The sequence below is a fragment of the Photorhabdus aballayi genome (genome assembly GCF_026153155.1).
Lineage (GTDB): Bacteria > Pseudomonadota > Gammaproteobacteria > Enterobacterales > Enterobacteriaceae > Photorhabdus > Photorhabdus luminescens.
This window is the reverse complement of sequence record NZ_JAPFCD010000005.1, coordinates 94,279-116,337: the sequence shown is the minus strand read 5'-3', so window position 1 is coordinate 116,337 and position 22,059 is coordinate 94,279. Positions and strand designations below refer to the sequence as shown.

Below are 22,059 nucleotides of genomic sequence, written 5' to 3'. Positions count from 1 at the left end.
TGGCTCTAATCATTATATAATTAGATTATATGCTATTGCTTTAGCAACTGCTGCGACTTTATTGGGAACTACTAATTTCTCCATAACATTGTTAATGTGGAAATTAACTGTTCTTGTTGAAATATCCAGTATATCGGCTATTTCAGCAGAAGTTTTTCCTTCACAAGTCCATCTTATGACTTCAACCTCTCTGGTAGAGAGTGTTGGAACAATGATTTTATCCTTTTTATTTTTTAGGTTATTGAATGTTTTTATGCATTCATTTGCCAATATGCCTAGCACGCCTGCTTTATTAAGTATTTCATTATGGGAAATAATGCCTTCTTTTCTGGCAACTGAAAAAATTGACCTCTCTCCATGATAACCTTTGATTTTGATTGAAAGACTATTTTTCACTTCATTTTTATTTGGATTTGATTTTTCAATCATAAAATCAGTGTCTTCTGATATTTTATCATTACAAACTGATGGGATGGAGAAGGTGTAATCACCATTCATTAATTGGTCGCTGTCGTGATTATTATATTGATTATAATTGTTTGCGGTTTCTATATTTAAGTTGGTTATTAGAACATATTTTTTGGTCGTGAATGGGTATTTTTCTTCCTGATAAATTGAGTAGAATTCAAAACCCAGATAATTTATCGCGTTTAACAGCCTCTTTTCTAATTCTGGCATGGTTTTGGACTTTTTAATTTCAGATAAAATCTCATTAAATAATGTATTCATAAGATTTTCCTCATTATGTAATATTTGCAAAAAAATTAATTTTATATAAAAAATATTTTATTCATATAATCAATTATAAGTAAAAATATATAAAAATTGAACTTTTATATTGTAACCTTTGAGAAGTGAATATGCTACTTAGAATTATATCGATTATTGGCTCTTATATATTTCGTCGACATGTATTTTTCTAGTGATATCTTTGGTTTACCCTACTGCATAGCACTGTTATGCTTACAGGCCTAATTTTAATTTGATCACAGGTATTTTCATGGCAAAACTTTCTTTTGACTCTATCGAAGCACAAGCAAGTTATGGGGTTGGCTTGCAAGTTGGTCAGCAATTACTAGAGTCTGGCCTGCAAGGTCTGGAACCAGAAGCGCTGTTGGCAGGGTTGTGTGATGCGCTGGAAAATCATTCTCCAGCGGTGCCGGTCGATATATTACATCGTGCTTTACGTGAAATGCATGAGCGTGCAGATGGTGTGCGTCGTGAACGTCAACAAGCTATGGCAGAAGAGGGTCAGAAGTTTCTGGCAGAAAACGCCCTGCGTGACGGTATAAGTACCACAGAATCTGGTTTGCAGTTCTCTGTGCTGAAACAGGGTGATGGCGCAATTCCTGCCCGTACTGACCGCGTGCGTGTTCATTATACGGGGCGTCTGATTGATGGCACTGTGTTTGACAGCTCAGTACAGCGTGGCGAACCTACTGAATTCCCTGTAAATGGTGTGATTGCTGGATGGATTGAAGCATTGACGTTGATGCCTGTCGGTTCTAAATGGGAGCTTTATATCCCCTATAATTTGGCTTATGGTGAGCGTGGTGCTGGTGCATCGATTCCCCCATATAGTACTCTGATTTTTGAGGTGGAATTATTGGATATTCTGTAAGTTTTATCCAGCAGTAGGATTAAAAATAGCCGGTATATTCGCCTCAGACTACTGATAAACCCATTCAAAAAGTGGGAAGTGTTTTCAGACTATCGAAAATTTCAGCTAGTATGTTGCCGATTAACTGGCTTTCTCTTGATGTCCCAGTTGTTTCCTTAAATAGTTTTTTGGCCTGATCGATTTTCGCTTTTACCTAAAAAATAGATGGTAATGCTATTGGTAACCCTATTTTCCTGATATTCCGTGCTGTTGCCACCAGTATTTGGCTTCTCTCTGCTCTTAATTGTGATCATAGTTCTGTTTCGCTGGCAAGGCTAGATTCCATTTTCTTCTTTCTCTTGTTAACTCTTATTTACTTTACCTGAGTTTTAGCATTTTAAAGCATTTTTTATTTCTTTAGTAACTTTAATAACAAATAAACAATGTTTTGTTTATTTTTATTATAAAGACAATGTTGATTTATTAAATATATTGAAGAATAGTGTAGGTTACTTCATTGCACATTGCATCAACGATTGTAAAAGGTCTGGCGGATTAATAAGTCAGGAATGTTGTCTTGATATAAAGGAAATGGAAATGAATGTAATTGAAATATCGTCATTAATACCCTATTTTTCTCGCCGTATTAATTCTGAAAGTCTTTACCTAATTTCCCCGAAAAGAATGGCACAGGCTATTGATGTTAGTATTGATTTGGGAGAAGAAGAACGTAAGCCGACAAAGGGGATACCCGGCTATTTTGCTTATGGTTGGCGTAGTGCGGTCGACCGAATAATTCACGCTAATACACTCGGGGTAGAATATATTTCTCTGAGATTTATCTCGTCGGCAAATAGAAATAATAATATTGAGGCGGGCTTAATATTATTTGAAGAAACACTGCAAAATATGCTGACTTCGATTGGTTCTGTGCCAGTAAAAATGATTGTCGATCCTTTTGGTCTGGCGTTAACGGAAGACGGGCAATGGGGTGTGCGGGATAATAACGGTAATTTTGATAAGGAACAAACCCATAATCTGTTGGAAAAATTAGGTTTTATCCTTTCGCGCAATCATGTTCATGGCGTGGTTACGTTGGGGCGTTTACCAGAGGAAGTGATGTTGACGAAAAAGGGGATCAGTAAGGCGGGGGATTATACGAAAATTTATTCGTTCTCCCAAAATAGTGAGACCAGTACTGCCTATGTTTATTTAGATACTATAGGCCATAATACCGGCCAGAAAATTATGCCAGGTAATGTCAAAGAGATGGATTTGTGGGCCCTCCTCGATATTTGGCATGGTACCGATGTTTCGGTGATTAAACCAATGGAAAGTTTCCATCTGATGAGCTCGTTGCGTTACCTCATTGAGCATGAAACTGCTCGCAAACAATTTTTGAATTCTCCTGATGTTAAGGATATGGCCCAGAAAAACGCCTTTGTTGCCAAAAGCCTGGCGGAAATGAATGCATCTCCTCTGGAGCTATCACTGAAATGCTCCCGAATTAGAATGGCTGGTTATACGGTCTCTGGCACAACTTATATGCTAGCACTATTGGCGCATGAAAAGGGCCCTGAAATGGCAAGGGCACGGATGGAGGAGATGTGGATAACGGCGTTTGGTGTGATGGATGAACAGTGTGAATGCTTGATTGATCGCAATGTGGTCAAATATCTTGAAGGTTCAATTCTTGCTTAGGTAAATTGACACAGTATTGTCATATGTTTCAGATGATAATCAGCTCTGAATTATTGTTGTCTGAAACATTAATTATGTGTGGAAAAGCGTGGCTATATTCATCCTCTTAATCATAGGACTATATGAATTCTTCTAATCAAGATACGAAATACAGAGCCATATTTATCGCCATCATGATTGTCACCTTTATGATTGGTTTTGATACAACTGGTTTAGGGGTTGCTATCCCGGTGATCGCAACTGAATTGGGTTTCGGTGTTAAAGAAGGCGCATGGCTCAGTATTTCTTATACGGCGGGTTTCGCCGCTTTCTTATTACCTGCCGGAATAATCACTGATCGTCTGGGAGCTATGAGGACACTGATTTCCGCCTTGTTGGTGTTCGTTGTTGCTTCTTATATGTCCGTTAGTTGTGTCTCTCTTGGCAGTTTTACTTTTGTTCGTTTAATTCAAGGAATTGCTGCCGCCTTTTTAAATACAGCGGCGATGGCGCTGCTGAATCTCCTGTTTCCAATGGGAAGTAGTAATCGCTCACAGGTTTTCAAAACTTGGTCAATGATACTTGGGCTGAGTTTTTCTCTGGGGCCGCCTCTGGGGGGCTTGATAATCAGGATGCTAGACTGGTCATGGATATTGTTGCTCAACTTGCCCTTGGGGGGGCTGGTTATATTCTTGATGTTGAAAAGAAAAGGCAGCACCTTGTCTGCTGGTGGGGCGTTAAGCCGTGTTTCGCTCTTTAGTACCTTACCAGTGACTGCAATTCTGCTGTTGGTCACTATGTATCAATACATTGAGCAAGTGCTTCCGGGGCAAAATGGTACTATTGTCAAGGCAACGCTGCTTATCCTGGGAGTAGTAAGCGTTTGGCTGTGTCATCGTTTTTCTGTACGTAGTTTCACTCGCTTACCTGAGCTTAAAAATGGTGCCTTTCTTATTTCGTTGGTTCTGCCGATTATTTTTTCTATCGCCTACTGGAGTCTGTTTGTGGTGTTGCCGCAATATTTCGCGGTGAAGTTGGGTTTTGATGCATTGTATCTGGCTATGACAATGCTATTGCTTTCTTTGCCGTTAACCTTGGTGCCTTTATTGAGGGTTGCCGAGCGTTTTAATCTTCAAGCTACCGAGGGATTCCTGATGTTAACGGTTGGACTGGTGTTGCTCGCGGGTATCTTTAGTCCGGTTGTTGATGGGAATGTCTGGTTGTTGGCGGCTGGGTTGTTGCTGTTGGGTACGGGAGCGGCAGTACTTAATCCATTAATGGCAAGGTTGGTGATGGATAATGTTGCTCCTGAGAATTCAGGATTGGCGGCAGCCCTTACCAGCACGTTGCGTCAAACTGGGTTTGCCGCAGGAGTCGCTTTTTTTTCATTGTTGACGCAACATGGCGGGGAGTTTGTCATCTATATCTCGGAAGCTATGGCGTTACTGATAGCCTCTATGTTGTCTTTAGTGGCGCTTGCGGTGTGCCTGGGTTTACAACGAAGTCGTGGGTATTAGCATAAAGTTTTTAATGCTGAATTTAAGAGGGCTAATAAAATTCTTACCGTTCCAATAAAAAGATCAATTGGTAATATAGTCTAAAATGATAACGGATGACTAACCGCAGAGGTGTATGATGCTAGAACAAATCTGCCAACTGGCTAAGGAAGCTGGTGCGGCTATTATGACAATTTATCAGGATGAACATCCTCTGAAAGTTGATCATAAGCAAGATGATTCACCGGTTACTATGGCTGATATTGCGGCTCATAAAATCATTAAAGCCGGATTATCCCGTATTGTTCCGGAAATTCCACTGTTGTCGGAAGAAGAGCTTCCCACTTGGGAAGAGAGACGTGATTGGAAGCGCTATTGGTTAGTTGATCCTCTGGACGGGACCAAGGAATTTATTAATCGTAACGGTGAATTTACGGTTAATATCGCTTTGATTGACGAGGGTGTTCCTGTGATGGGAGTCATATATGCTCCTGTGCAGGATACGCTTTATTTCGGGCAAGGGCGGCAGGCATGGAAAAAGACCTGTGGTGGTCAATGTTTGCCGATTAAAATTCGTGATGCTAATCCACCCATAGTAGTCGTTAGCCGCTCCCATATGGATACGGAATTAGAAGATTATCTCAATCAGTTAGGTGAACATCAGACGGTTTCTGTGGGATCTTCACTAAAGTTCTGTTTGGTGGCGGAAGGAAAAGCGCAACTTTATCCTCGCTTTGGGCCCACTCATATCTGGGATACTGCGGCGGGTCACGCGATAGCTATTGCTGCTGGCGCTCATGTGACGAACTGGAAAGGTCAGACGCTAGATTATACTCCTCGTGAATCATTCTTGAATCCGGGATTTAGAGTGACGATTTTTTAATTGTGATGGTTTTTAGCCGAGTCGTTTTTCAGCAGAATTGTGGTGATAAGGGCAAACGAAAACATACCTGCAAGTCGTTATCACCACGGATGTTTTTACTGTAGTTCTTTACGAACTAATTCAATTACTTGTTTGATTTCGCTACTGTTTAGCGCACCTTCTTTGGCAAACTTCGCTACGCCATTTTTGTCCAGGACAATAATGGCAGAACTTTTAGCTTCTAACTGCCAAGCTTTTTTGGCCACGCCGTTACTGTCAGCAATAAACTGAGACCACGGGAACTCTCTTTTGCTATCTTCAATACTGCTACGCACAAATGGTCCAGTACCGAATATGGCGTCACTGACATTGATGATGGTGGTTGTTTGGTATTTTTCTTTTGAAAAATCAGCGCGTTTTATTTCTTCTATCAGTGGAGCATTCATCTCTTTAGCAGCAGTGCGACCTGCAATATGTTGTATGACTCTCACTTTACCAATCAGTTTTCCACTATCCCAATTTTGGTAGCTAAACTTGTTATTGTTGAGTAGCAGTTCACCTTTATCAGAAACACTGATCGCAGGAACTTGTTGTTCCAGAGTGATGTTGTGAGCGAATGCTAAAGCAGGAGAACAAAGTAGCACAGCATATAGCATAAAGTTCTTTATCATGATTTTTCCTTTGTAGGTTAATGTGACAATACATGGATCTCTAGCATAGCGAGTATTAACTGATTTATCTCTTTAAAGAAGATCAAATTTTTAACATTAAGTAAGAGATAAAGTTACATAGTTATGTATATCTAAATATCTGTCATTTTATGTAAATTCGGTGCATAAAATTAAAAATGGGGGGAACAAAATCGGATAAATTCAGTCTATTATTCTACATAACGGTATGGTGTATGGAGTTGGTTCACCAAACGTAACCGTAAGAAGCACTTAGGAGGAAAAAAGCAGAGATGAAAATTTTTCACCGATATAACCCACTGAAAATTGCTCTCTACGTTAAAACTTTATTCCGTGGACGTTTATACATTAAAGACATGGGGGCTTTTGAATTCGACTGCGGCAAAATTTTACCGCCGAAGGTGAGAGATAAGCGTCATTTTAGTGTAATGAGCGAAGTCAATCAGCAAGTGCTACGTTTGCAAGCCGAAATAGGATAGAAAACGAAAAAGAGTCGGGTTGCGTACTGATGTAATCTGCGCCACAAAATAGCAATGAGTGGCGCTTAACACGAGAATACTAAACGGCCTTAGTTCAAGAATAGGCCGTTTTTATTTATCTATCATCACTGATAAGTGGGGTTTGCGTTGGCGTGGTAGTAGGAGTATCAGTGATTTTTGTAACTAGTAGCTGATCGATTTTGTAGTTATCAATATCGACAACTTCAAACTTGTAACCAGCAAACTTGACTGAATCGGTACGTTTTGGAATTTTCCGCAGCCGGAACATCATGAAACCTGCAATGGTTTCATAGTTACTTGAATCGGGAAAATCATCAATATCCAGTACCCTTTGTACATCATCAATAGGTGTTCCCCCTTCTACTAACCATGAATTTTCGTCACGGATGATGATCTGCTCTTCCTGCCCTTGGCCGACTAAATCACCCATCAGGGTGGTCATAACATCATTCAGGGTAATCACACCCATTACCAGTGCATATTCATTCAAGATAATAGCGAAATCTTCACCCGCCGCTTTAAAGCTTTCTAAAGCATCGGAAAGTGTCAAAGTATCTGGAATGATCAGCGCGTTGCGGATCTGGACACCTTGATTGAAGCTTAGGCTTTGACCGCTGAGGACACGGTTGAGTAAGTCTTTGGAATCCACATAACCGATAACGTGGTCAATATCTCCATCACATATCAGGTATTTGGAGTGCGGCTGGCTGGAAACCTGTTGTTTGATACTTTCTTCACTTTCATTCTTGTCGAAGTAGATGATACTTTCCCTTGAGGTCATGGCAGAGGGTACTGTGCGGGATTCGAGTTCGAACACGTTTTCAATCAATTCATGCTCTTGTTTACGCAGCACACCCGCAACGGCGCCTGCTTCCACAACCGCAAAAATATCATCAGATGTGATGTCTTCATTACGCGCTGTCGGAATTTTAAAGATCTTAAAGATAAGATCAGACAGGCCATTAAATAACCAAACTAATGGACGAAAAACTGTCAGACAGAAACGCATTGGGTTTACGATTTTTACTGCGACGGCTTCAGGCCTAATCATACCGATACGTTTTGGTGTCAAGTCAGCGAGCAAAATGAATATACTGGTCACAATGGTAAATGAGCAGATAAAGCCTAGCTGTTCTGCCCATTCGGGGCGCATAAATTTCATGAAAAAAGCTTTCAGTGAAGGAGAGAATGCGGATTCACCGACAATACCTGCCAAAATTGCCACTGCATTTAGGCCGATTTGCACCACGGTAAAAAACATTCCCGGTGTTTCTTGTAATTTGAGGACATGGGCTGCGTTGACATTACCCTCATCTACCATCAGTTTTAGTTTGATTCGTCTGGAGGCAGCAAGAGAGATTTCAGATAACGAAAAAAAGGCGCTTATCGCGCACAATAGAGACACTATTAAGAGACTATTTAGCATAAGGAATCCGTGTTTTACCTCCGGTGGTAGGGGTGGTTATCATTTAGAAGAGCACCGGAGGAAACAATAAAATCATATAAAATAAAAAGTGATAACAAACACTTGGAAAGCCATTGATTAGAGTAGTAATTATAACATTAATAAAATCTAACGACTAGTTTTTGTTCATTTGGGTAGGCAAACACCAATACCGCCTAGTCCGCAATACCCCTCAGGGTTTTTAAATAGATATTGTTGATGATAATCTTCAGCAAAATAGAATGGCCCCGCTTTTGTGATCTCCGTTGTAATAGGGCGGTTATCCCTCTGTTGTTGCATTGCTTGTTGGAAACGTTCAAGGCTGGCTAATGCCAGTTCATGTTGCTGAGGTGACACGGTATAAATTGCGGAGCGATACTGAGTACCAATATCCCCGCCCTGGCGCATCCCTTGAGCGGGATCGTGGTTTTCCCAGAAAAGTTTTAATAAGTTTTCGTAGCTGTTTTTTGCTGGATCGTAAACAATTCTAACAACCTCAGCGTGTCCGGTCAGGCCGCTACAAACTTCTTCGTAAGTTGGATTCGCTGTTGTACCGCCGCTATAACCTGCGGAGGTGGTGTAAATATCGGGTTGTTGCCAGAATAGGCGTTCTACGCCCCAAAAACATCCCATACCAAAATAGGCAACTTCCATATTTTCTGGAACAGGTTCTATTACATGATCAGTAACAGCATGGTTAGGTGAAACCTTAAGTGGCTCAGTTCTGCCTGGTAATGCGCTTTGAGGATCAATAGATGAGGTTTTATTAGCTGAAGTTGACACAATTTACTCCTGTAATTATTAAGTTTTCAGACATTAATAGATTGTATATATTATAAACGTTACTCAAGATAAATTTATTATAGTTAAATTATTCCGATCAGGTTAGGAGTTCGCGTGTCGAGATACCCCGTTTTATGCTTTCTTTGTGTGTCTATCGCAGCTCCCATTGCTCATAGTGCTAATCTTCGTCTGAAAATAGAAGGATTAACAGGCAGTTTAGAAAAAAATGCCCGAATTCATCTTTCCACTATCAGCACTGATGAAGTTGCGCCAGATGGCCGTTTCCGCTCTCGTGTAGATAAAGCGATTCGTGAAGGCTTACGCCCGCTTGGTTATTATGAACCCATTATCGAATTTACCTATCAGGAAAATAAACCGCCTGCTCGCTCGGTATTAACGGCAAAAGTTACCACAGGCGAACCTGTGCGAATCGCCGATGTTAATGTTGTTTTAGAAGGTGGTGCTAAGACAGATGGAGATTATGCCAAACTGGTAAAAAGCAAAAGCCCAAAGAGAGGCACGGTTCTTAACCATGATGAATATGAAGGCCTGAAAGGTTCTCTGACTGGGCTTGCTATTAGGAAAGGCTATTTTGATGCTGTTATGAAAAAGAGCCAATTGGGGGTTTCCAAAGAGCGACATGAGGCATTCTGGGACTTTGTTTTTAATAGCGGTGAGCGTTATCACTTTGGTCAGATACATTATCGTGGCTCGCAGATCCGCGAAGATTATCTGAATCATTTGGTTCCATTCGAAAAAGGGGATTTTTACGCCTCTGATCAATTGGCCGAATTAAACCGGCGGTTAGCGGAAACGGGTTGGTTTAATTCGGCAGTAGTCACGCCGGATTTTAATGCCGCCAGAAAAAATGGTGACGGAATACTTCCTCTTGAGGCGGTATTAACACCACGTTCTAAAAATTATGTTGAACTGGGTGGGGGTTATGGATCTGATGTAGGGCCACGAGTAAAGGCTAAATGGACAAAACCTTGGGTTAATTCCCGTGGACATAGCTTTAGCACCAGCATCAACCTTTCTGCACCTGAACAAGTTGTTGATGCCACCTATAAAATGCCGCTGAAGGTGAACCCGTTAGAGCAATATTACGCATTACAGACAGGTTATAAGCGTAAAGATATCAACGATACCGTATCAGACACCGCGACAGTGAATCTTTCCCGTAATTGGGATCTTTCAACGGGTTGGCAGTATGGGATTAATATGCGTTGGAGCCTCAGCCACTTTACTCAGGCTAATGTCACCAATACGGCAATGTTGTTATACCCGGGCGCGAATGTTAGTCGTATCCGCCAACGTGGGGGAACGATGCCTTATTGGGGCGATAGCCAGCGCTATTCTATTGATATCTCCGATACCCTTTGGGGGTCTGATGTTGATTTTCTGGTGTTACAGGCACAAAACGTCTGGATCAGAACTTATTGGGATAATCACCGTTTTGTTGCTCGGGGTAATTTGGGTTGGATAGAAACCAATGCGTTCGACAAAGTTCCACCTGACTTACGTTTTTTCGCCGGTGGTGATCATAGTGTCCGTGGTTACAGATATCAGAAAATCTCTCCTAAAGATGCAAAAGGAAAGTTAACCGGTGCATCCGCACTGGCTGTGGGTTCGCTTGAGTATCAATATAACGTAACCGGCAATTGGTGGAGTGCTGTTTTTGTTGATACTGGTGAAGCCATTAATGACATTAGAAAGAGCAATTTTAAAACCGGCGTAGGTGTTGGTGTGCGTTGGGCTTCTCCGGTCGGCCCCATTAAATTTGACCTTGCCAGACCAATAGGGGATTCAGAATCCCGTAACATCCAGTTTTACATCGGGTTAGGATCTGAATTATGAGATGGATTAAAAAGGTCAGTATTGTTTTTTTGCTGATGGTGACTTTGTTGGCTATTGCTGTTGCCGGGTTGGTAGGAACGCAATCTGGCCTGCATTTTATGATTAACAGTGCTGCCCGTTGGGTGCCGGGGCTGGATATAGCCAGCGTCAGTGGTGGTTGGTGGGATTTGACTCTGAAAGGCGTTAAGTATCAAATGCCCGGTGTGAATGTCAATGTTAATCAACTCCACCTTTCTCTACGTCTTTCTTGTCTTAAAGATAGCCAGTTATGTGTTAATGCATTGACAACGGAAGGCGTAGAAGTTGCGATTAATACTAGCCAATTGCCCTCTGCGGGAGAATCGTCGCCAAAGTCAGAACCTTTGGCTGAACTGAGGACGCCGTATCCAGTCTCACTTGATTTGCTATCGGTTAAAAATGTCACTGTCACCGTAGATGATATGGTATTTGCCCTTGATGAATTTAGGACCGCAGCTTACTGGCAGCAGAAAGCATTAATGCTTAAGCCAACAAAAATTAACGGATTGCTGGTGGGACTGCCAAAAACTACCCCTGAACGGCTGAAAACAGCGGAAGCAGAGGAGAAAGCGAAACGAGGGACTGGACCGGAAAAATCGTTGGCAGAAATTCTGAAAAAATTGTTCTCTCAACCGTTATTGGCAACGTTACCAGAAGTACCTATTCCACTGGATGTGACTATTGCAGGGATTAGTGGCAAGCAATTACGGCTGACGGGTGATACCAATATCACAATTAATGAGTTTTTACTGCAACTCAGCAATCAGGGGCAACAGATTCAGCTCAATAAATTGAATGTCAAAATGCCAGAAGGTTCTCTTACCATTAATGGTTCTGCGACTCTGGCGCAGCAGTGGCCGATAAAACTGGTAATAAAAGGCGAGTTAAATCGACAAGAGATCCAAAGGCAAAAGGTTGATGTAAAACTTAATGGCGCTTTACTGGAACAACTCAGTTTGGGGCTGAATTTGTCAGGGCCTGTCAGTGCTAAACTTGATGCACAAACGGAGCTGACGAAGACGGGTTTGCCAGTGCGGATGACGTTTGAAAGCCAGCAACTAAGTTGGCCTTTAACGGGTGAGCCTGAATATCAGCTTGATGGCGTAAAAATGCGCCTGAATGGTCAGGCCAGTGGTTATGATCTGTCATTGCGTTCCAGTATTAAGGGTAATGAAATCCCACCGGCATTACTCGTGTTAGATGCTAAAGGCAATGAAGAGCAGTTTAGGTTAACTCGTCTACGCCTATCTGCTTTGCAGGGAAGAGCTGAACTGGCAGGTGTGGCAGATTGGAGTAAGGCGGTAAGTTGGAATGCGGTGCTGACGCTCTCAGGGATTAATACTGCTAAACAGTGGCCGGAATGGCCTGCCAAAATAGATGGAAAAATAGTGACCCGTGGTAGTTTACACGGTGGTAGTTGGCAGCTCCAGATCCCGGAAATTACGCTGGACGGTAACGTAAAACAGAACTTAGTGAAAGCCAAAGGTAAGATTTCTGGTAATGCGGCTGGTCAGTGGAATATTCCTCAATTTGAGTTGGCTTTAGGGCGCAATAAAATGAATCTCCAGGGACAGTTATCCAAACAGTGGAAACTGGATGGTGATATCAGTGCGCCGAAGCTGGATGGCATATTACCGGGGCTTGGCGGTGTCGTGAATGGGACGTTGAAACTGCGTGGTAATAGGCAAGCGCCTCAGCTTTTGGCAGATCTCAATGCCAATGGATTGAAGTGGCAGGATTTACGTATTGATCGTGTGAGTGTAAAGGGGAATGTACGCTCTGCTGAACAGATCCACGGGGATCTTGCTGTTAAAGTCAGTCAACTGAAACAGGCGGATTTGATTGTCCGTAATTTGATGTTGGATGCAAAGGGCAATGAGAAACAGCACAATTTGCAATTGAAGATCGACGGCGAGCCGATTGCTGGTCAACTTTCACTTAATGGTAGTTTTGATCGTAAGCAACAGCGATGGGAAGGTAGTATTGACAATACCCGTTTTGACACTCCGGTTGGAGAATGGCGTTTAACTAAAGCAATAACTCTCGATTATCTTAATCAGCAACAAAAAGTCACTGTGGGCCCACATTGTTGGCTGAATCCACATGCGCGGCTCTGCGTACCTAAATCCATTGAAGCAGGCGCCAGCGGTAGCGCATCCATTGTTCTTGAACGCTTTGATCTTGCTATGATTCAGCCATTATTGGGGCCTGAAACACATTTGAAAGGCGTATTCAGTGGTAATGCTGACGTTAAATGGAGCGCGGAAGGCGGATTACCTCAGGCCAATGTTAATCTGCATGGTGATGGGGTTCAGGTTAAGCAGATGGTTGATGGTACTGCATTACCGGTAGATTTCCAGACGCTGACTCTCAATGCAGGCTTGAAAAATGGCACAGCAAAGCTGAATTGGTTGTTTAAGATTATGGGAAATGGTCAGTTTAACGGTGACGTACAGGTTGCTGATCTTGCAGGGCGTCGTAATCTATCAGGCAATGTCGATATTCAGGATATTTCACTGGCGTTGATTGAGCCGATCCTTGGACAAGGTGATAAGGCTGAAGGTCATTTATATGCCAACTTGCGTCTGGGAGGCAATGCCAAAAATCCATTATTGTTTGGTCGGCTAAACTTGAGTGCACTGCAAGCTTCGGGTCATTGGCTTCCATTTGATGTTACTCAAGGGCAAATTGGTGTGAATTTTGATGGAATACGCTCCGTTCTTGATGGGGTTATTAAAACGCCGAAAGGGCAGATTAACCTAAATGGCGATGCAGATTGGCGCAATGTGGATGCATGGCATGCAAGAGTGGCGGCTAATGGTGACAAGTTGAGGGTAACTGTGCCGCCAATGGTGAAAATTGATGTTAGCCCTGCTCTGGTGTTTGAGGCTTCTCCTCAGTTGCTGAAATTGGATGGCAGCGTTGGTATTCCTTGGGCGCGTATTACTGTGAAGGAGCTACCAGAATCGACAGTTGAGGCTTCACCGGATGAAGTGATATTGAATGAGAATCTTCAGCCATTACAAGAGAGAAAAGCGTCGATCCCGATTCAAAGTAACTTGACGATTCATATCGGAGACGATGTTCGTCTCAGTGCTTTCGGACTTAAAGCGCAACTCAAAGGCGATCTGAAGGTTGTTCAAGATAAACAGGGCTTAGGTTTGAATGGTCAAGTTGATATTCTTGATGGTCGTTTCCATACTTATGGGCAGGATCTGATCGTTCGTAAAGGGCTGATTATGTTCTCAGGTCCACCTGATCAGCCATTACTTAACATTGAGGCTATCCGTAATCCAGATTCTACCGATGGGCGGGTTATTGCAGGGGTAAGGGTGACCGGTTTGGCGGATCAGCCAAAAGTAGAAATTTTCTCAGAGCCTGTTAGATCACAATTGGAAGCGCTTTCTTATCTATTGCGTGGTGAGGGATTAGAGAATAGTAACTCGGACAACTCACAGATGACGGCAATATTAATAGGTTTGGGGGTTGCACAGAGTGGTCAATTGGTGGGTAAGATCGGTGAAATATTTGGTGTTTCCGACTTGGCGCTGGATACTCAGGGGGTTGGTGATAAATCACAGGTAGTTGTTAGCGGAAAGATTACAAAAGATCTGCAAGTTAAGTATGGTGTTGGTATATTTGATTCACTGGCAACATTAACCTTACGTTATAGGTTAATGCCTAGATTGTATCTGGAAGCGGTGTCTGGTATTGATCAGACATTGGATTTGCTCTATCAGTTTGAGTTTTAAAAATGCGAATTATTGTTTATGGCAGCTTACGGCGCAAACAGGGCAATCATCACTGGATGACCGATGCTCAATGGTTAGGTGATCATCGGCTGGAAGGCTATGAGCTATATGACCTTGGGCATTATCCTGCGGTTATCCGTGGTGACGGAAGTATTGAATGTGAGGTATATCGAATCAATTCTACTATCCTGACAGAATTAGATGATTTGAAAGATAATTCGCGGGAGTATGTAAGGGAGTTGATTCAGACACCGTATGGCAATGCATGGATATATCTTTATCAGTTTCCGATAGCTGGTTTGCGGCGGATAAAAAGCGGTGATTGGTTGAAGCGTCACGCGGAAGAGTAAATAAAAATCCTTTTTTGTCATAACAAAAAGGGAGTAGGTTTTAAAAAACCTCTGTTGGTGATGTTCCCCAGAGGTTTTTTAATTATTTAAACAGAGAAAAGTTATTTCTTAGCGGCACGTTCGAAAGAGGAGATAATTTCTGCTTTCGCAGCTTCAACATTATCCCAACCATCAACTTTAACCCACTTACCTTTTTCCAGATCTTTATAGTGCTCAAAGAAGTGAGTGATCTGAGCGCGCAGTAGTTCTGGTAAATCGTTCACATCTTTAATGTGATCATACTCTTTGGTTAGTTTGCTATGTGGAACTGCAACCAGTTTCGCGTCTTCGCCTGATTCATCAGTCATTTTCAGGACGCCAACCGGACGGCAACGGATTACAGAACCTGGTTGTAGCGGGTATGGAGTGGGAACCAGAACATCAACTGGGTCACCATCCAGAGATAAAGTGTTGTTGATGTAACCATAGTTGCATGGATAGAACATCGTGGTAGACATAAAACGATCTACAAATAGCGCACCGGATTCTTTATCAATTTCATATTTAATCGGATCTGCATTTGCAGGGATCTCAATAATGACATAGATATCTTCGGGCAGTTCTTTTCCTGCTGGTACTAAGTTCAGGCTCATGAAAGTTTCCTTTATTTCAAACCAGAATAGAGTGGCGGGTATTATAGCCAAAACATTTTTTAAAGTACTCTCCATTTTTCTGACAAATAGCTTGTTGGTTGATGCTGCCTCTGAGTTTGCCGATAACTCGGTGGTACTGTCACTAGCGGATAGTACAGGTTGTCACTTAACGCCCGACGAGATCCAGCTCCCCTGTGTCACTATGCAAGGTACCAGTCAGGTAGTATTTCTCATTTTGACCAGATGTAACGATACGTTGTGGTCCCCGTAATTGCCAGTTTGCACCTATTTTCGGATTGAAATGTATATCGACTTCATCTTCGTAAAATACCGGATGGTCAAGATTGCCTTTCTTCAGTGCTTCATTTATCTGGAACAGTTATTTAGCAAAAGTCGGCGAACTCATGGAGTAGGCTTCAGTGAACAACACAAGCGAAAGAAAAAGAAAATAATATCAGTGTTATGGGAAAGTTATTTAGTTGGTGTTAACTATATTAAATGTTTTAAATTCCACAATATATTCACATTGATTTTACATTGTTGTTCTAACTTGTTAGTATACATAACAAATTCTAGGATGATTTGTTTAGGGTGCAGGGATGTTTGTACTAGATAATGCTGTTCGAGAAAAAAAATTGAAAAATTATTGGAAATCGAAAAGCATATTTCAAGAAGTTGGCATTATAGGTCTTTAGGAGGAAAAACCCAGTTTATCCCATATCATTTCAGAAGTTTGGCACACTATACACGGATAAAACATACTAACGATGTTATCAATTGTATTCCTCTGTTTGGTAGCGAACTCGATGAATTTGAGCTTTGTCTTTGCCGTATTTCTGGAATGCTTCATGACATTGGTCATCCCCCGTTTGGGCATTCAGGCGAGCGAGTATTGAATGGGCTAATGTTAGGGCATGGGGGGGTTGAAAGTAATGCTCAAAGTGTCAGGATAGCTTGCCAGTATCTTGAACTTCCAAGTTTTATTTCTTCACTTTGTATTAAATACAATTATGTAATCCCAATACACCCACATTTTCGAAATATCACACTATTCAAGGGAGTTTACGAATCGGAAAGTTTTCTTCTGACGTTATCAAAGGATTATAATCTGGAGAAATTAAAAACTGTTGTAAATTACGCTGACGAGATCTCTTACACTGTCAGCGATATAAAAGATATGGTTATTGAGAGAGGGGATGCGATTCTTTTAGATTCATATCGAAAAACACATTATCTGGATGTGTGTAAGGTCATCACTGAGATGATAGATAAAAGTGCTGCCGAGATAGCTTCCACAGTACTTACACAATTTTTCTTCGACTCTAAAGGGCAGATTAATTCCAATGCCTTCCGAGATTTCACCAGATGTGCAGCGGCAATCAGTAAGCAATTCTTGATCGAACACGAATACGCAACAAAAGAAGATGAATATTCAAGACAGATACTTTCTTGTTTATTTGAATCACTGATTCAGAGGCGACAAGAAAATGAATCAGTCCGAGATATCGTTGATTTGATTTCATCGTTAACTGAGCAACAAACACTAACATATTATTAAAGTAAGGAGAGTAGTAAATGGAGCAGTTTAGCGTGTATGGAGATACATATCTTAATGACAGATACTCAGTATACGAACGTTTGAGAAATGAAGCCTCTGCATATTTTTCCGAAGAAATGAATTCATGGTTTATTACACGATATGAGGATGTATCAAGCTTATTGCGTTCTAACGATTTGATTACCAGCCACCTTATTCAAGAAAAGCTAGATAATCTCAAAAAAGGTGAAAGTGAGCATTTTAAAGAAATTATTGATATTATCTCAACTTGGATGATTTACAACGATAAACCAGCTCATACACGCCTTAGAAAATTCATGAATCAAGCATTTATGCGAAAAGAGCTTGAAATTATCAAGCCTGAAATTGCTAGGATTACACATACATTGATTCAAAAGATTACAGATAGCGGTCATACAGAAATCGATTTCGTGGAGGAAGTTGCTCATCTATTACCTGCGATGATTTTGTGTAAAATGTTAGGTCTGGATGAACGCGAAGTAGATAAATTCATTAAATGGTCGGATGATATTGCTGATTTCATGCAAAACTTTGTGGTATCGAGCGTACCTGATAAAGGAATTTCGGATATTACTAAAAAGAGCATGAGAGAAATGTTTGATTTTCTATTCGAAACTATCAAATCTCGTCGTAAAGCACCTCGAAATGATCTCATTAGCCGTTTGGCTAATTCTGAGAAGTTTGAAGATGAGGCGATGTTAAGTGATTCAGAAATAGCAGCTCAAACTGTTCATCTGATTTTTGGTGGGCATAAAATTCCACAATTTATGCTAATGAATATGTTGCACTGTCTGATTACTCATCCTGAACAGATGGAAGCTTTTAAACAAGATAAGTCACTACTTGATAATGCGCTCATGGAATCGATGCGTTTTGAAGGACTAATTCAATATGTAACTCATCATGCTGCTAAGGATATCGTACTACACGGAGAGATTATTAAAAAATACGATTCGGTTTATCTGTTTTTAGGTGCCGCAAATCGTGATCCACGTGCTTTCAAATATCCCGATGTGTTTAATATTCGAAGGGAAGAAAAGTCAAATCATGTTGCGTTTGGTGGTGGATACCATGCGTGTATTGGTGCTGCATTTGTACAAATGCAGCTCAATGTGATATTAGAAAAGCTGTTTGGTACCTTTAAAGACATTCAACTTGGCTACAATGTTCACAGTCCTAATTGGTCACACAATCCAACTTTCCATGGTATTAAATCAATGAGTATTAAAGTGAAATAATAATGATGCCCCATTAGTTGTATTACTTTTGGGGCGGTAAGGTGCTATATGAAATTTATAATCTTAACTGATATTTACGGAATTTCAGAACATGTGGAATTGATCGCAGAATATTTAGATGGTGATGTGTCGTTTATTTCACCTTATGAAATTGGAAATATAATTCCAAATGATAAAAATAAAATGTATGAATATTTTCATAGTGTATCATCAATAGATAAATACACACGTAAAGTGAGATGTGCTCTTGAACATATTGATTCTCCGGTGACACTAATTGGATTTAGTATCGGGGCTACAGTGGCATGGAGAATATCTGGTGATAAATGTTTACCAATTCAGAATTCTATTTGTATTTTTGGTTCACGGATTCGTGATTATTTGAGTGTAAAACCAATTAAACCTATATCGTTATTTTTTTCCAACGATGAAAAATACTTTATGGATAAGTTAAAGTACTCTGATATGGTAACCATAGAACTAGTAAATTGTGCTCACTCTGCAATATCTGAACCAAAAGGTTTTAATATTGCGATAGGATTGATAAATAAGGCGTTAAGGTAGTAATCATATATACCCGTTATCTTTCAAGTTGCCTCTTTGTTGGCTGCACTCGTTCACCTCGGTCACATAGTTCTCTATGCTCCCGGGGATTCGCTCCCTTGCCGTCGCGATGCATCTTGAAATCCATAGGGTATATGTTAATTAATGTATTAAAAACACTATGTTTCTCTTATTTCTTTTCATGGGCTGTTTTTCTCAACTTTTACTTTGTTATTGCTGAGAAAAGTGGTCTTAGTACAAATATGTCAGGAATAGTCAGTAGTATATTATTCTTAGCCCGTACTGTGGGGCTGCTTATGTTCTATCCCTATTTAATTAAGCATTTTGGCACTATTATAGTACTCTAAGATATATAGTACTCCAAGATAATACGCTGATTTTAGAAAATATTTGATTTGTTTTCTCATGTTTTGTTTCCAAAGAGGCGGTATACCGCCTCTTATGTAAATTAACCGATGAAATTACTCATCTGGGAACTCAGCCATAAAACTCTCGGCTTTTTCCACCATCGATTTACTACCCACAAAGAAAGGTACGCGCTGGTGCAGTTTGGATGGGATGATATCCAAAATGCGATTGACGCCATCACTGGCTTTACCTCCGGCTTGTTCAGCCAGGAATGCCATTGGATTACATTCATATAGCAGGCGCAATTTTCCTGATGGGTGGCTGGCAGTACTTGGATAGATATAGATTCCACCTTTCAGCAAATTGCGGTGGAAATCAGCAACCAGCGAACCAATATAACGGGTGGTGTAAGGGCGCTGAGTCGCTTCATCTTGTTCCTGGCAATATTTGATGTATTTCTTTACCCCCATAGGGAATTTGATGTAATTCCCTTCGTTGATGGAGTACATATTGCCATTGGGTGGGAACTGAACTTTCTCATGGGAAAGACAAAATACTCCCAAGGAAGGATCGTAAGTAAAGGCGTGTACCCCACAGCCGGTGGTGTAGACCAGCATAGTTGAAGAACCGTAAACAACATATCCGGCGGCAACTTGACGATGACCTGGTTGCAGGAAATCTTTTTTAGTCACTGGCTGGCCGATTGGGGTAATTCGGCGGTAGATAGAGAAGATAGTACCGACGGAAACGTTTACATCAATATTTGAAGAACCGTCTAATGGGTCCATCAAAACAACATATTTTGCGTTTTCAGCGCGGTCTCCTTCGAAAATAACGATATCATCTTCTTCCTCTGAAGCGATCCCCGCAACTTCACCGCGTGCTTTCAGTGCTGCTTTGAGTTTTTCATTAGCATACAGGTCCAGTTTCATCTGCACCTCGCCTTGGATATTGGACACACCGCTGGTTCCTAAAATATCCACTAAACCGGCTTTGTTGATATCACGGTGAATGATTTTTGCTCCGAGCTTAATAGCGGAAAGCAATGCAGTGAGTTCACCCGTAGCGTGAGAAAAATCGTGCTGCTTTTCGACGATGAATTCGCCTAATGTTTTCATGACGAAAGTCCTGAATGTGATTTGATAGTGGTTTTAGAGTGTCCATTGCACTCTTACGCGGGCAGTTTAGCCAAAGAAAGGGATGATTCATAGGCTATTCCATTTCTTATCTTGCTTTTGATGGTTAGAATAGTGACTAACTTTATACTATGGAATAGGAAATCAATGCGTATTCATATTCTTGGTATCTGCGGCACTTTTATGGGGGGACTGGCAATTTTGGCTCGTTCTCTAGGCCATGAAGTGACTGGTTCTGATGCCAATGTTTATCCACCAATGAGTACCTTACTGGAAAAACATGGGATTAATTTGATTCAGGGATATGACCCGGCACAGTTGGATTCTGAGCCAGATATGGTCATCATCGGTAATATTATGAGCCGTGGGAATCCTTGTGTAGAAGCTGTGCTGGAGCGTGGGCTCCCTTATACTTCTGGCCCACAATGGCTGCATGATTATGTTTTATCTGAACGTTGGGTGCTGGCGGTTGCGGGGACGCATGGCAAGACAACAACTGCGGGTATGTTAGCCTGGATTTTGGAAACTTGTGGTTATAAACCCGGTTTCTTAATTGGTGGTGTTCCGGGGAATTTTGAAACATCAGCTCAGATCGGGGAAAGTCCGTTTTTCGTAATAGAAGCTGATGAATATGACAGCGCTTTTTTTGATAAACGATCTAAGTTTGTGCATTACAGCCCACGTACGCTGATCATGAACAATCTGGAATTCGATCATGGCGATATTTTTGGCGATCTGGCTGCTATCCAGAGACAGTTCCATCATCTTGTTAGGATCGTTCCGGGTAGTGGTAAGATCCTTGCTCCGGATAACGATATTAACCTGAAACAGGTTTTGTCTATGGGCTGCTGGAGTGAATTGGAGCTAGTAGGTGAAACCGGTAACTGGCAGGCAAAAAAGATCAGTACAGACAGCCGTAATTATCAGGTGTTGTATGATGGTAAAGTTGTTGGAGAGGTGAACTGGTCGCTGGTGGGTGAACATAATATGCGCAATGGGCTGATTGCAATTGCCGCTGCGCATCATGTTGGTGTCCAGCCAGCCGATGCCTGCTGTGCTCTAAGCGGATTTATTAATGCGCGTCGTCGCCTTGAGTTACGTGGTGAGGAGAATGGCATCACCGTTTATGATGATTTTGCTCATCACCCGACAGCAATGCTGGCAACTTTAGAAGCTCTGCGTAGCAAGGTTGGTGGAACTGCGCGTATTATTACTGTGTTGGAACCACGTTCAAATACCATGAGAATGGGTATCAGTAAGAATGAGATCGCGCCAGCATTAGGACGTGCTGACGAAGTGTTCTTATTTCAGCCAGCTAATATTAAATGGCATGTATCAGAAATTGCAGATCGCTGTGTTCAGCCTGCTTACTGGAGTGCTGATATCGATTCACTGGTAAATATGATTGTTGATAAGGCACAACAGGGTGATCATATTCTGGTTATGAGTAATGGTGGGTTTGGTGGTATTCATGAAAAATTGCTATTTGCACTGAATAAAAAAGCTTGTCGATCCTGAAAATAACTGCGGG

The 22,059-nt window shown here is 41.4% G+C and carries 19 protein-coding genes and 1 pseudogene; 13 read left to right on the top strand and 7 right to left on the bottom strand.

Annotated elements, in window-relative coordinates; genetic code table 11:
• Positions 1-12: 12 nt before the first annotated feature.
• Positions 13-729, bottom strand: a complete 717-nt coding sequence (locus OO184_RS04625; protein ID WP_265378168.1) for a helix-turn-helix domain-containing protein — start codon at positions 727-729, stop codon at positions 13-15.
• A 271-nt stretch (positions 730-1,000) separates the two neighbouring features.
• On the opposite strand from OO184_RS04625, the gene bamJ reads away from it, so the two are divergent.
• The 4 genes from bamJ to cysQ all read left to right on the top strand — a co-directional run bounded on the left by bamJ (position 1,001) and on the right by cysQ (position 5,659).
• Complete coding sequence (gene bamJ / locus OO184_RS04620) at positions 1,001-1,621, top strand: BamJ family beta-barrel-assembly machinery protein (protein WP_265378167.1); 621 nt, start codon at positions 1,001-1,003, stop codon at positions 1,619-1,621.
• Between the two features lie 576 nt (positions 1,622-2,197).
• Positions 2,198-3,301, top strand: a complete 1,104-nt coding sequence (locus OO184_RS04615) for a hypothetical protein (protein WP_265378166.1) — start codon at positions 2,198-2,200, stop codon at positions 3,299-3,301.
• Positions 3,302-3,423: 122 nt separating this feature from the next.
• On the top strand, positions 3,424-4,797 hold the full coding sequence (locus OO184_RS04610) for an MFS transporter (protein ID WP_265378165.1): 1,374 nt from the start codon (positions 3,424-3,426) through the stop codon (positions 4,795-4,797).
• Between the two features lie 118 nt (positions 4,798-4,915).
• Positions 4,916-5,659, top strand: a complete 744-nt coding sequence (gene cysQ, locus OO184_RS04605; RefSeq protein ID WP_088374101.1) for a 3'(2'),5'-bisphosphate nucleotidase CysQ — start codon at positions 4,916-4,918, stop codon at positions 5,657-5,659.
• A gap of 95 nt (positions 5,660-5,754) precedes the next feature.
• Here the strand turns inward: cysQ and OO184_RS04600 are convergent, their stop codons facing one another.
• On the bottom strand, positions 5,755-6,309 hold the full coding sequence (locus tag OO184_RS04600; protein ID WP_265378164.1) for a YtfJ family protein: 555 nt from the start codon (positions 6,307-6,309) through the stop codon (positions 5,755-5,757).
• A 290-nt stretch (positions 6,310-6,599) separates the two neighbouring features.
• On the opposite strand from OO184_RS04600, the gene OO184_RS04595 reads away from it, so the two are divergent.
• The gene (locus OO184_RS04595; protein ID WP_011148633.1) at positions 6,600-6,806 is read left to right on the top strand and encodes a stringent response modulator YtfK; all 207 of its coding nucleotides are present in this window, start codon (positions 6,600-6,602) and stop codon (positions 6,804-6,806) included.
• Between the two features lie 115 nt (positions 6,807-6,921).
• On the opposite strand, the gene paeA is transcribed toward OO184_RS04595, so the two are convergent.
• Together paeA and msrA are read right to left on the bottom strand one after the other, a co-directional pair.
• Entirely contained in the window at positions 6,922-8,253 is a 1,332-nt protein-coding gene (gene paeA, locus OO184_RS04590; protein WP_265378163.1) for a polyamine export protein PaeA, read from the bottom strand.
• Between the two features lie 165 nt (positions 8,254-8,418).
• Positions 8,419-9,054, bottom strand: a complete 636-nt coding sequence (gene msrA, locus OO184_RS04585; protein ID WP_265378162.1) for a peptide-methionine (S)-S-oxide reductase MsrA — start codon at positions 9,052-9,054, stop codon at positions 8,419-8,421.
• A 114-nt stretch (positions 9,055-9,168) separates the two neighbouring features.
• On the opposite strand from msrA, the gene tamA reads away from it, so the two are divergent.
• Genes tamA through OO184_RS04570 form a run of 3 tightly spaced genes read left to right on the top strand, consistent with a single transcriptional unit; the run spans position 9,169 to position 15,031 of the window.
• Positions 9,169-10,911, top strand: coding sequence for an autotransporter assembly complex protein TamA (gene tamA, locus OO184_RS04580; protein WP_265378161.1), 1,743 nt, complete (start codon positions 9,169-9,171; stop codon positions 10,909-10,911).
• Positions 10,908-14,681 (top strand): autotransporter assembly complex protein TamB, encoded by a 3,774-nt coding sequence (tamB, locus tag OO184_RS04575; RefSeq protein WP_265378160.1) that lies wholly within the window; start codon positions 10,908-10,910, stop codon positions 14,679-14,681. Before tamA ends, tamB begins: the two co-directional genes overlap by 4 nt.
• A 2-nt stretch (positions 14,682-14,683) precedes the next feature.
• Complete coding sequence (locus tag OO184_RS04570; protein ID WP_049585080.1) at positions 14,684-15,031, top strand: gamma-glutamylcyclotransferase family protein; 348 nt, start codon at positions 14,684-14,686, stop codon at positions 15,029-15,031.
• Between the two features lie 101 nt (positions 15,032-15,132).
• Here the strand turns inward: OO184_RS04570 and ppa are convergent, their stop codons facing one another.
• Positions 15,133-15,663, bottom strand: a complete 531-nt coding sequence (gene ppa, locus OO184_RS04565) for an inorganic diphosphatase (RefSeq protein ID WP_011148627.1) — start codon at positions 15,661-15,663, stop codon at positions 15,133-15,135.
• Here ppa and OO184_RS04560 point away from each other — a divergent pair.
• A complete protein-coding gene (locus OO184_RS04560) occupies positions 15,662-15,934 on the top strand; it encodes a hypothetical protein (protein WP_265378159.1) in 273 nt (90 codons plus the stop codon). The two genes, ppa and OO184_RS04560, sit on opposite strands and share 2 nt — an antisense overlap.
• Here OO184_RS04560 and OO184_RS04555 read toward each other — a convergent pair.
• Positions 15,836-16,033, bottom strand: a pseudogene (locus OO184_RS04555) (IS630 family transposase); the annotation flags it as partial. The gene OO184_RS04560 and the pseudogene OO184_RS04555 sit on opposite strands and share 99 nt — an antisense overlap.
• A 276-nt stretch (positions 16,034-16,309) precedes the next feature.
• Between OO184_RS04555 and OO184_RS04550 the strand changes: the two are divergent.
• Genes OO184_RS04550 through OO184_RS04540 form a run of 3 tightly spaced genes read left to right on the top strand, consistent with a single transcriptional unit; the run spans position 16,310 to position 19,044 of the window.
• Positions 16,310-17,221: an HD domain-containing protein gene (locus OO184_RS04550; RefSeq protein WP_283256218.1), complete on the top strand. Its 912-nt coding sequence runs from the start codon at positions 16,310-16,312 to the stop codon at positions 17,219-17,221.
• A 17-nt stretch (positions 17,222-17,238) separates the two neighbouring features.
• Positions 17,239-18,480 carry a cytochrome P450 gene (locus OO184_RS04545; RefSeq protein ID WP_265378158.1) on the top strand — a complete coding sequence of 414 codons (1,242 nt, stop codon included), beginning with the start codon at positions 17,239-17,241 and terminating at the stop codon, positions 18,478-18,480.
• A 48-nt stretch (positions 18,481-18,528) separates the two neighbouring features.
• Entirely contained in the window at positions 18,529-19,044 is a 516-nt protein-coding gene (locus OO184_RS04540; RefSeq protein ID WP_265378157.1) for a hypothetical protein, read from the top strand.
• 461 nt (positions 19,045-19,505) lie between these two features.
• Here OO184_RS04540 and fbp read toward each other — a convergent pair whose 3' ends face one another.
• Positions 19,506-20,510 carry a class 1 fructose-bisphosphatase gene (gene fbp, locus OO184_RS04535; protein ID WP_265378156.1) on the bottom strand — a complete coding sequence of 335 codons (1,005 nt, stop codon included), beginning with the start codon at positions 20,508-20,510 and terminating at the stop codon, positions 19,506-19,508.
• A 165-nt stretch (positions 20,511-20,675) separates the two neighbouring features.
• Here fbp and mpl point away from each other — a divergent pair, with 165 nt between their 5' ends.
• Positions 20,676-22,046, top strand: a complete 1,371-nt coding sequence (gene mpl / locus OO184_RS04530) for a UDP-N-acetylmuramate:L-alanyl-gamma-D-glutamyl-meso-diaminopimelate ligase (RefSeq protein ID WP_265378155.1) — start codon at positions 20,676-20,678, stop codon at positions 22,044-22,046.
• The last annotated feature ends 13 nt before the right edge of the window (positions 22,047-22,059 follow it).